This window comes from Thermanaerosceptrum fracticalcis, assembly GCF_000746025.2.
GTDB classification, from domain to species: domain Bacteria; phylum Bacillota; class Peptococcia; order DRI-13; family DRI-13; genus Thermanaerosceptrum; species Thermanaerosceptrum fracticalcis.
In genome coordinates, this window is the sequence record NZ_CP045798.1 from 2,999,362 (window position 1) to 3,010,873 (window position 11,512).

Annotated in this window: 10 protein-coding genes and 1 pseudogene; 10 read left to right on the plus strand and 1 reads right to left on the minus strand. The window is 44.8% G+C overall.

Annotated elements, in window-relative coordinates; all coding sequences use genetic code 11:
• The first annotated feature begins 111 nt into the window (after positions 1-111).
• The 10 genes and pseudogenes from BR63_RS15280 (at position 112) to BR63_RS15325 (ending at position 10,854) form a co-directional block, all read left to right on the plus strand.
• On the plus strand, positions 112-1,488 hold the full coding sequence (locus BR63_RS15280) for a hypothetical protein (RefSeq protein WP_034423474.1): 1,377 nt from the start codon (positions 112-114) through the stop codon (positions 1,486-1,488).
• Between the two features lie 160 nt (positions 1,489-1,648).
• Complete coding sequence (locus tag BR63_RS15285; protein WP_051965942.1) at positions 1,649-2,113, plus strand: DUF2062 domain-containing protein; 465 nt, start codon at positions 1,649-1,651, stop codon at positions 2,111-2,113.
• An 11-nt stretch (positions 2,114-2,124) separates the two neighbouring features.
• The gene (locus tag BR63_RS15290; RefSeq protein WP_034423475.1) at positions 2,125-3,489 is read left to right on the plus strand and encodes a sigma-54 interaction domain-containing protein; all 1,365 of its coding nucleotides are present in this window, start codon (positions 2,125-2,127) and stop codon (positions 3,487-3,489) included.
• A 173-nt stretch (positions 3,490-3,662) separates the two neighbouring features.
• A complete protein-coding gene (locus BR63_RS15295) occupies positions 3,663-4,844 on the plus strand; it encodes a thiolase family protein (RefSeq protein ID WP_034423477.1) in 1,182 nt (393 codons plus the stop codon).
• 29 nt (positions 4,845-4,873) lie between these two features.
• On the plus strand, positions 4,874-5,713 hold the full coding sequence (locus BR63_RS15300; protein ID WP_034423482.1) for a 3-hydroxybutyryl-CoA dehydrogenase: 840 nt from the start codon (positions 4,874-4,876) through the stop codon (positions 5,711-5,713).
• A gap of 175 nt (positions 5,714-5,888) precedes the next feature.
• A complete protein-coding gene (locus BR63_RS15305) occupies positions 5,889-7,148 on the plus strand; it encodes an IS91 family transposase (RefSeq protein WP_187142658.1) in 1,260 nt (419 codons plus the stop codon).
• Positions 7,096-7,350 carry a hypothetical protein gene (locus BR63_RS15310; RefSeq protein WP_243269976.1) on the plus strand — a complete coding sequence of 85 codons (255 nt, stop codon included), beginning with the start codon at positions 7,096-7,098 and terminating at the stop codon, positions 7,348-7,350. The genes BR63_RS15305 and BR63_RS15310 overlap by 53 nt, the downstream gene beginning before the upstream one ends.
• Positions 7,351-7,495: 145 nt before the next feature.
• Positions 7,496-8,755 carry an IS91 family transposase gene (locus BR63_RS15315; protein ID WP_187142658.1) on the plus strand — a complete coding sequence of 420 codons (1,260 nt, stop codon included), beginning with the start codon at positions 7,496-7,498 and terminating at the stop codon, positions 8,753-8,755.
• Positions 8,703-8,957, plus strand: a complete 255-nt coding sequence (locus BR63_RS15320; RefSeq protein ID WP_243269976.1) for a hypothetical protein — start codon at positions 8,703-8,705, stop codon at positions 8,955-8,957. The genes BR63_RS15315 and BR63_RS15320 overlap by 53 nt, the downstream gene beginning before the upstream one ends.
• Positions 8,958-9,194: 237 nt before the next feature.
• Positions 9,195-10,854: pseudogene (locus BR63_RS15325) on the plus strand (IS1634 family transposase).
• Positions 10,855-11,146: 292 nt separating this feature from the next.
• Here BR63_RS15325 and BR63_RS15330 read toward each other — a convergent pair.
• Positions 11,147-11,332, minus strand: a complete 186-nt coding sequence (locus tag BR63_RS15330; RefSeq protein ID WP_187142710.1) for a hypothetical protein — start codon at positions 11,330-11,332, stop codon at positions 11,147-11,149.
• Positions 11,333-11,512: the final 180 nt, after the last annotated feature.

The window sequence follows — 11,512 nt, forward strand, 5'->3', positions numbered from 1 at the left end:
TGATGTATTACCTGTCGCCGCTACTCAATGATGAGGAGGTGTGCAATTTTTAGGACGATTGTGCTTTTTGGTGCTTTCCTAGCCCCTAATTAATATTTGAGGAGGTATACAATGGTAACTTTAAATGCCCTGCACTACATTTATATTCTCATGGTATTAATCGTTATGGGAACGATGATTGCCCGCAGAGACACTGTTTTACCCTGTATTGTCGGACTTTTTGTTATTGGTTTTGCTTATAGCGGGAAATTTGTTACAACCATTCAGATTATGTTTAATGCCCTCGTGGCTGCAGGTACCGAATTTCTCGGAATTATAACTGTTATCGCCTTAGTTGTGGCTATGTCGAAAGCGATGTCGGCCACGGGTATTGATGCCCTGATTGCCAGGCCTGCCCAGAAATTAATGGTAACTCCCGAGATTACTTTCTTTGTTGTGGGCTTTGGTATGATGGTTGTGGCCTGGTTTGTGTGGCCTTCTCCCGCCGTGGCGCTCATTGGTGCTCTGGTGGTACCGGTAGCCGTAAGAGCCGGCCTTCCTGTTATCGGGGCTGCTATTGCCATGAACCTCTTTGGTCACGGTATTGCGTTATCCAGTGACTGGATTATCCAGGGTGCGCCTGGTATTACGGCTAAAGCAGCCGGCCTAAAGGATCCCACCATCATCACTTCTCACGGTGCACCGCTCTTTATTACCATGGCTGTGGTTACAGTCGGTGTGGCCTTCTATATGCTGAAGAAAGATATGAAGGCTAATAAGGAAAAATATGCTAATGAAGCTTTAGCTTACGCTGAGACTGCCGCAGTCGCTGAACCCTCCGGCGCTGCTAAGTTATTTGCTGTGATTATTCCTCTGGTCTTTATCGCTGACGTAGTGGCTATGCTTACGCTGGATCTCAAAGGCGGTGACGCTACTGCCCTCATTGGTGGTACTGCTCTTGTTCTGATGAGTTTAATTGCTGCCATCGAGTTCAAAGGCGAGGCTCTGGAAAAAGTTACAGACTTTGTCCGTGATGGTTTTATGTTCGGTATTAAGGTATTTGCTCCCGTTATCGTAATCGGTGCCTTCTTCTTCCTGGGTTCAGAAGGAACGGCCAAAGCTATCCTCGGCAAAGAGGCCACCGGTCTTTTGACTGATATTGGTCTTTTCCTCTCCCAGAACACACCACTTTCCGCTGCCCCTGTAGCTTTTATTCAGCTGATCATCGGTGGTATTACCGGTTTGGACGGTTCCGGCTTCTCCGGGCTTCCTCTGGTGGGTGGTTTAGCCCAAACCTTCAGTACAGCCATTAATGGAGATGTGGGCGTACTGGGAGCTTTGGGACAAATCTCTGCCGTTTGGGTCGGTGGCGGAACTATTATTCCCTGGGGTCTCATTCCCGTTGCGGCCATCTGTGGTGTAGAGCCTATGGAATTGGCCCGCCGTAACTTTATCCCTGTTATGCTCGGTTTCTTAGCTACCACGATCGTAGCCATCTTCCTGATTTAATACAATTTTAATATGGACAAGATGTAGCAAAGGTCCGGTTAAAACCGGGCCTTTTCCTTTTTAATAAATCTTCCGGACTTTTAAAAATGGCTAACGTTGTTGATTACAGGAATTTCTTTTTCAGTAGAGAATAATAAAGTAAGTAAAAAGGAGGGTGAAGATGACATACAGGCGCCGCTTAAAGTTCTATTTGCTTAAACTCTTTCGTTTGCACGATTCCCCTAAGGCTATCGCCGGGGGGATTGCCTGGGGTGCTTTTGTGCATTTTTATCCTACCTTTGGCTTCGGGCCCTTGATTGCCGTAGGCATGGCCAGGTTATTCCGGACCAATATGGCCGCGGCTACAGTAGGTTGGGCTGTCTTTATGCCTTTGTTTCCTTTCTTTTTTTATTTGAATTTTCTGGTAGGAGATCTAATTACAGGAGTACCCACGGAAAATATATGGCAGGCCATCCAGGGGATTTCTCACATCTGTTTAAAGGATATTCTTCTTTTGGGGAAGGCCTTTACCCTAGGCTTTTTCGTGAACAGCACACTGGAGGTAATCTTGTTTTGGTGGGGGGGCTATATACTTTTTAAACGTTATCGCAAAGAGGCTTTGTTATTAATTCGCCGTATATTGTAGGGGGGCTTTAATTGAGCCATCAGGGAAAAAAGCTCTTGGAAACTATTTTGGAAAGTGCTTATGAAAGGATTGTCGTGGTTGATGCCCAGGGGTATATTACCATGATTAATCAGACCTATGCCGATTTCCTCGGTATCAAACGTGAAGAGGCTATTGGCCGGCATGTGACGGAAGTAATCGAAAATACCAGGATGCATATTGTGGCCCAAACGGGAGTACCGGAGCTGGGACAAATCCAGTATATCAAAGGAACGGCCATGGTCTGTAACAGGCTTCCCATAGAAATAGACGGTAAAATTGTAGGGGCTGTAGGCAAAGCCATTTTTAATGATTTAGGTGAGTTGAATCAGCTAGTGGAGAAGGTTAATTCTTTACAGAAGGAATTGGAGTATTACAAAGATACCCTGAAGATAGTCCATGGTTCCCATTACACCATGAAAGACATCATCGGACTAAGCAAAGAAATGCAGGAGTTAAAACTTGTGGCCTACCGTGTGGCCCAGACAGGTTCGACGGTATTGATACGGGGCGAGAGTGGCACTGGGAAGGAACTATTTGCCCAGGCCATTCACGAAGCCAGCCCCAGGCGCAGCGGTCCCTTTCTCAAAGTCAACTGTGCGGCCATTCCGGAAAACCTTTTAGAATCTGAGCTTTTTGGTTACGAGGAAGGTGCTTTCACCGGGGCCAAAAGAGGTGGACGTATCGGTAAATTTGAACTGGCCCAGGCCGGTACTATATTTTTGGATGAAATTGGTGATATGCCCTCTAATATGCAGGCTAAACTTTTAAGGGTACTCCAGGAAAAAGAAATCGAACGGGTTGGGGGCAACAAGTCTATTCCTATCAATGTACGGGTAATTGCTGCTACCAACCGCAATTTGGAGGACCTCTTAAAGAGAAAGGTCTTCAGAGAAGATCTTTATTATCGTCTCAATGTGGTGGAACTGAAGATACCTGCTTTGCGGGACCGGCGGGATGACATTCCCTATTTAGTGGAATATCTTTTGGAAAAACTGGCGCGTAAAATGGGCATATCCTTACCAAAGATAGACAAAGAAGCCCTGGAGATCCTCAGTGATTACCATTATCCGGGGAATATTCGGGAACTGGAGAACATCCTGGAAAGGACACTGAACTTTATTGATGGCGACACGATTACTGCCGCCAGTTTACCGGCTTACTTGAAAAATTCCCTGGGCGACAGCAGGGTTTTCCCGGCAACGGTCTCCCTTAAGGATTACCTGGAAGAGGCGGAAAAGATTGCGATTCGTAGAGCTTTGGAGATAAGCAAGGGCAATAAAAATAAGGCAGCCCAGCTCTTAGAGATGAGCCGCTCTAATTTTTACCTGAAACTTGAAAAATACAAGATCAAATAAATGACAACTGTCTATTAATTTAGAGAATGTCTAATAATCTGGACGTTTCTCTTTTGGTCAATTTCGGAATACCCTGTCCTGTAGGGGATAACAACAATTTAAAAGGGTGGCACGAATCTTGCAACATATTAATACATGATTAATACATGCGGTATTTGAAGAGGGGTGGTTTTTTGCGCGAAGTAGTTATTGTGAGCGGCGTCAGGACGGCCATTGGTGACTACTTGGGGACATTAAAAGATGTATCGGCTGTGGATCTTGGCGTAATTGCCGTACAGGGGGTTTTAGCCAAAGCAGGCATTGAAGCTAAGGATGTAGAAGATGTCGTAGCTGGGATGATCTACAAAGCGGGCGCTAAAGGCAACCCGGCCCGTCAGGTGCAGTTGAAAGCCGGTATTCCCGAAGTAGCTGCGGCGGTAACGGTGGACCAGCAGTGCGGCTCGGCCATGCGTGCCCTGGAAATTGCTTCCCAGCAAATCATGTTGGGCAAATCCGATATCAGTGTTGCTTTTGGTACGGAAAGCATGTCCCAGGCCCCTTATCTTTTACTGAAAGCCAGGGAGGGGTACCGGATGGGCCATGGCGCCATTGAAGATTCCATGCTTCATGACGGGCTGATCTGTGCCATGATGGGCTATCACATGGGGATTACTGCTGAGAATCTGGTGGAGCAGTACGGGATTTCCCGTGAAGAACAGGATGAATTGGCTTACCTTAGTCATCAAAGGGCCGTAAAGGCTATTGCCGAAGGTAAATTCAAAGATGAAATTGTACCCGTGGAAGTCATGAAGAATAAGAAACCTTTTGTTTTTGACACCGATGAACATCCCCGGGCCGATGTGACCCTGGAAAGCCTGGCCAAACTTCGTCCTGCCTTTAAAAAAGACGGTACCGTGACTGCTGGTAATGCCTCTGGTGTGAACGATGGCGCTGCTGCCCTTGTCTTGATGGCCAAAGAGAAGGCAGAAGCCATGGGAATAAAGCCGGTGGCCCGTCTGCTGGCCACGGCCTCTTACGGGGTTAAACCGGAAATTATGGGTATCGGTCCCGCCTATGCCATTCCCAAAGCCCTGAAATACGCAGGACTCTCCATGGATGAAATTGACTACTTTGAAATCAATGAAGCTTTTGCAGCTCAGTTTATTGCCGTGAACAGGGAACTGAAACTTGACATGGAAAAGGTCAATGCCAACGGTTCCGGAATCGCCCTGGGACACCCTGTAGGTTGTACCGGTATCCGTATTGTGGTTACCTTATTAAATGAACTGAAGCGGCGAAACGGAAAGTTTGGTGTAGCCTCTCTTTGTGTAGGCGGGGGTCCGGCCCTGGCTACCGTGGTAGAATTAATTAAATAACATAAACAAAAGAGGAGGAGATAAGGTTTATGAAAATTATGGTTTTAGGGGCAGGAACCATGGGTGCCGGGATTGCCCAGGTAGTGGCTCAGGCCGGATATGAAGTGATTTTGAGAGATATTGAAGACCGTTTTGTTGACAAGGGTTTAAAGACCATCGGCAAAAACCTGGCAAGAAGTGTGGAAAAAGGGCAACTGACCCAGGAAAAATTCGATGAAATCATGGGGAGAATTGCCGGGACCACCGATCTGCAGATGGCAGAAGATGTTGACCTGGTGATTGAGGCCATCATTGAAAAAATGGAACTGAAAAAAGAGATTTTCAAAGCTCTGGATCAAATCTGCAAACCCGAGTGCATACTGGCTTCCAATACTTCGGCTTTAAGCATCAGTGAAATTGCAGCCGCTACCAAACGGCCGGAAAAAGTGATGGGGATGCATTTCTTTAACCCTGCTCCCGTCATGAAACTGGTGGAACTGATTAAAGGAGCCTCTACCTCCGATGAGACATTCAATACCATCAAAGAGCTTACCGTTAAACTGGGTAAAACGCCTGTAGCCGTCGAGGAAGCCCCTGGTTTCTGTGTCAACAGGATTTTAGTTCCCATGATCAATGAGGCTGCCTACATTCTGATGGAAGGCGTAGCCAGCGCCGAGGACATTGACACAGCCATGAAACTGGGCGCCAATCATCCCATTGGGCCCCTGGCCCTGGCTGACTTAATCGGGATTGATGTATGTCTCTTTGTAATGGAAACGCTCTACGCCGAATTCGGTGATTCCAAATACCGTCCCTGTCCCCTCATGCGGAAACTTGTGAGGGCGGGTCATCTGGGGAGAAAAACCGGCAAAGGCTTCTATACTTACTAAAATAATCTTAGCTAGAGACCGCAATACAGGGCGCCGGGCAATATATTGCCCGGCGCCCTGTATTTTTAACGTATAGGAAAGTATAAAAATTTTTGTGGTTCTCAGCCCTTGCTAAGCAAGGGTTTTTTCATTTTTTAACGAAAGCAGGAAGTAGTCGTTAGAAAGGTGAGAACATATGGGCCAGGATAATATCTTAAGAGAGATATTTTTTGATGAGAACAAGCATTGGGAAAAGTTTGTTAATAAATACGAAGACAGAATACGTCCTGTTGTGATAAAGGAAATCAATAAATTTAATCGATGTGGACAAAAAGAAGCAGGATTTACTCTGTTCGCATGTCCGGTATGTGGAGAAATGAAAATAGTTCCTCACACGTGTAAGGGACGTTTTTGTACATCGTGCGCAACCGGATACACCCAAGAATGGAGTCGAGAAACCAGTAAAAGAATGTATCCGGTTCCTCATCGCCACATCATGTTTACAGTGGACGAACGTTTGTGGGAAATATTTACCCGTCATAGAGAACTCTTGAAAGATCTAATGGACCTGGCAGTAAAAATACTATTAGAATGGCTGAAGAAAAGAGGAAAAGTCAAATCCGGCGCCATGGTAGGAATACATACCTTTGGAGCAAGAATGAACTTCAATCCCCATGTACATATCCTAGTAACTGAAGGTGGTTTTGACGGAGCGGGGAAATGGGTTGTTAAAGACTTTATCCCATATGTAATGCTGAGGAAAAGGTGGCAGGCGGCAGTAATGGAGATGTTGAAGAAAAAACTGCCGGAACAAGAAGTTAAACGATATAAGAAGTTGTTTCAAAAGATATGGGATGATAACCCTGAAGGATTTGTAATCTATGGTCCGCCCAATAAAAAAGGACAAGGGTCAGTAGAAGCCCAAGTAGGATATATAGGGCGGTACATGAGAAGACCTGCCATGGCGTTAAGCAGAATTGTAGACTATGACGGGGAAAATGTAACCTTTAAATACTTTGATAAAACAGAGCAAAAAGAAAAACAAGAAACCATCACCGTAGAAGAATTCATATCACGGATAATAAGGCATATACCGGATGAGCAATTTAAAACAATCCGGTATTATGGAATTTACTCCAGAAGGAGTAAAAGATTGGCTGACAAATTAATGGAAGCATACCTGGGAAGGCAGAAAAGAAGGAAAAACGGCCAAAGAGGAAAGCAACGGATAGGCTGGAGAAATAAAATAGAAGAATTCACAGGAAAAGACCCGTTAGAATGTATGAGATGTAAAGAGATAATGGAATACAAGGGGAAAGTGTGTCTAAAATCAGGGATATTGAAAGTTGTTGATGCCGTAGATGACTTTGCTAAAAAAAGACTAAAGGAGTTGGCAGGAATAGATGAGCCCAGTAAGCAGAAAAAGAAAGAAACACGCAAAGAAAAAGCCGCCTAAAGTAGGCGGCAAGGCAACCATCAAATTTGTTTGTTTGCAGTGTAACATAGAAGAAGACATTCCGAAGGAAGTGGTGGATTACTGCGATATGATGGATGACGGAGATATTTCAGTTCCACCAAGGTTTAGTTGTGAGGTTTGTGGCGGTGAGATGCGCCCAAAAGAATACTTAGGTGTGCATGGTATTAAATATGAGTTATAGGAACCAAAGAGCGCGCGACCTTGGTCGCGCTTTTTTTAACGTATAGGAAAGTATAAAAATTTTTGTGGTTCTCAGCCCTTGCTAAGCAAGGGTTTTTTCATTTTTTAACGAAAGCAGGAAGTAGTCGTTAGAAAGGTGAGAACATATGGGCCAGGATAATATCTTAAGAGAGATATTTTTTGATGAGAACAAGCATTGGGAAAAGTTTGTTAATAAATACGAAGACAGAATACGTCCTGTTGTGATAAAGGAAATCAATAAATTTAATCGATGTGGACAAAAAGAAGCAGGATTTACTCTGTTCGCATGTCCGGTATGTGGAGAAATGAAAATAGTTCCTCACACGTGTAAGGGACGTTTTTGTACATCGTGCGCAACCGGATACACCCAAGAATGGAGTCGAGAAACCAGTAAAAGAATGTATCCGGTTCCTCATCGCCACATCATGTTTACAGTGGACGAACGTTTGTGGGAAATATTTACCCGTCATAGAGAACTCTTGAAAGATCTAATGGACCTGGCAGTAAAAATACTATTAGAATGGCTGAAGAAAAGAGGAAAAGTCAAATCCGGCGCCATGGTAGGAATACATACCTTTGGAGCAAGAATGAACTTCAATCCCCATGTACATATCCTAGTAACTGAAGGTGGTTTTGACGGAGCGGGGAAATGGGTTGTTAAAGACTTTATCCCATATGTAATGCTGAGGAAAAGGTGGCAGGCGGCAGTAATGGAGATGTTGAAGAAAAAACTGCCGGAACAAGAAGTTAAACGATATAAGAAGTTGTTTCAAAAGATATGGGATGATAACCCTGAAGGATTTGTAATCTATGGTCCGCCCAATAAAAAAGGACAAGGGTCAGTAGAAGCCCAAGTAGGATATATAGGGCGGTACATGAGAAGACCTGCCATGGCGTTAAGCAGAATTGTAGACTATGACGGGGAAAATGTAACCTTTAAATACTTTGATAAAACAGAGCAAAAAGAAAAACAAGAAACCATCACCGTAGAAGAATTCATATCACGGATAATAAGGCATATACCGGATGAGCAATTTAAAACAATCCGGTATTATGGAATTTACTCCAGAAGGAGTAAAAGATTGGCTGACAAATTAATGGAAGCATACCTGGGAAGGCAGAAAAGAAGGAAAAACGGCCAAAGAGGAAAGCAACGGATAGGCTGGAGAAATAAAATAGAAGAATTCACAGGAAAAGACCCGTTAGAATGTATGAGATGTAAAGAGATAATGGAATACAAGGGGAAAGTGTGTCTAAAATCAGGGATATTGAAAGTTGTTGATGCCGTAGATGACTTTGCTAAAAAAAGACTAAAGGAGTTGGCAGGAATAGATGAGCCCAGTAAGCAGAAAAAGAAAGAAACACGCAAAGAAAAAGCCGCCTAAAGTAGGCGGCAAGGCAACCATCAAATTTGTTTGTTTGCAGTGTAACATAGAAGAAGACATTCCGAAGGAAGTGGTGGATTACTGCGATATGATGGATGACGGAGATATTTCAGTTCCACCAAGGTTTAGTTGTGAGGTTTGTGGCGGTGAGATGCGCCCAAAAGAATACTTAGGTGTGCATGGTATTAAATATGAGTTATAGGAACCAAAGAGCGCGCGACCTTGGTCGCGCTTTTTTTATCCTGTCTGTAACTCGGGTTCGACAGTTTTTCTCGTATTTAGGCATTTATCCGAAATAAGAATCCTTGAAATATAAGGGTTTCACGAGTTATCCACAAGGCAAAAATTCAAACTCTTGTAGGCACACGTTTTTGTGGATAACTTTGTATACATGCTTATATTTATTGAGATAGTTTTGGTATTGTGGTAAAATGTAGGCATGTATATACGCACAACTACCCGAAAAAACAAAGATAATACTGTTACCAAATATGTCCAGCTCGCCCATAACATCCGTAATCCCAAGTCAGGCCAGCCACAAGCCAAGGTGCTTTATAATTTTGGCCGGATGGACGAATTGGATATGGATGTTCTCCGCCGGTTGGCAGCCAGCATTCACCGTTTCTTAGGTGATGAACCTCCCGTAAACAGTGAACCCTCTGCTCCACCTCTAAAGTTTAAGTCTAGCCGCCCCCTGGGTGGGGCCTGGTTTCTAGATCAGCTCTGGAAGAAAATTGGCATTGATACGATCCTGATTAAACGGATGGATGATCGGCAGTTTCGTATCCCGGTTGAACGGGCTATTTTCGCGATGGTGGCTAATCGGGCGTTAGCTCCCTCCAGTAAACTGGCCTTTGAAGATTGGGTTCCTGGACAGGTGGTTATTCCTCAGTTAGATAACCTCGAGGTTCAGCACTGTTATCGGGCCATGGATTTTCTCCTGGAGTCTGAAGGAGCAATCCAGCGTGAGGTTTTCAATGCGGCAGCCGATCTGTTTAATCTGGAGGTTGACTTGCTGTTTTTTGATACCACCTCCACTTATTTTGAGATGGATGACTGGGAAGATGATCAACTCCGCAGTTTAGGCCATTCTAAGGATCACCGTGCTGATTTACCCCAGATTGTGATTGGTCTGGCCGTAACCAGAAACGGCATTCCTATTCGCTGCTGGGTCTGGCCAGGTAACACTTCTGACATGACTGTAATCCCAGAGGTGAAGAAAGATCTAATCGACTGGAAACTAGGCCGTGTGGTCACGGTGGTTGACCGGGGTTTTTCCTCTGAAGAGAACTTGCGCATCTTACAGCAAGCTGGTGGCCACTACATTGCCGGAGAAAAGATGTTGGCAGGTAAACCTACAGTAGAGGCAGCTTTAGCTCACCCCGGTCGGTTTAAGACGATTCGTGATAATCTGGAGGTTAAAGAAATCGTAATTGGCGACGGTGAAGCCCGGGTGCGTTATGTTTTGGTCCGTAACCCGGCAGAAGCTAAACGGGACGCGGCTACCCGCGAGAAACACCTGGAAAAATTGACCCAGGAACTGGCTAAATTAAAAGACCTGAACGGTGAGGCCCATACCAAGGCCCACTGCCGACTTTACAGCCACCAAGTCTACAAACGTTACCTAAAGATGGATAAGCGCGGTAACCTGAAAATTGATCGTCAGGCAGTAAAAGAAGCAGAGCGACTGGACGGGAAATATTTGATCCGTACCTCTGACGATACCCTTTCTGCAGAAGACATTGCACTAGGATACAAACAGCTTATGGATGTTGAAGCCGCGTTCCGAACCCTGAAAACGACGTTAGACCTTCGTCCTGTCTACCACCGCAAGGATGAACGCATTAAAGCTCATGTCCTTCTCTGCTGGTTAGCCCTGTTGTTAGTCCGTCTGGCCGAAGTGGAAACTAAACAGACCTGGCGAAGCCTGCGGATGGAGTTAGAAAAAATGCATCTGATTGAATACGAATCGGTAGACGGACGGGTATGGCAAAGGACTGAAACAACCGAGGAACAGAACGGTATTTTTTTCAGCTCTCAAAATTGATGAACCCCCGAGAATATGGCACATTGCCCCTCGAATGACTAAAAAATTGTAGACATACGCGAAGTTATCCACAAGTGTTTCAAAGCTTTGACCCGCCTGGGATGGCGGCGATTTTTGTGCCTACGCACTGTCGAAAGCAAGTGTAAGGAATTGAAACGTTGTAAAAATAAAGAGAGGTCAGATTAAACACTGGCTAATGTCACAAAAGGGCATTAGGCACATGTGTTGATTCTGACCTCTCACGGTTTAGTTCCCCAGATATTATAAAATTTAAGATGCATGCATGGCATTTACTTTGGCGACACACTCTTCTCCCATAACTTGGGACGTTTGTTATTAGACCCTCAAGTTTTACAATAACGATTGAACATGGCCTTGAGACGCTCAATTTGTGCCGCTTTATCTTGGGCCAATTCCTGAAATAGTGTACCGATCTCGGTGCTGCTTGCCTGGGCCGCATAAGTCTGGTAGTTTCTCAGCAAGGCTTCCTCATAAGTTAAGGCTCTTTGCAGCATTTCGGTTGTTCCCATAATAGACCTGGTTTCTGAAAGCTAAACATATCTGATTTATACAGGATAATCCAGATTCATTTAGTTTTCTCTCCCGTCGACTAACGAGAGGCAGTGTCACAGGATTCAACTGCCAGGCCATAAGCTCTCGCTTATGTTCCGGGTGGTTTGCCTTGCGGTTCACCGCCGTCCCGGTACTCA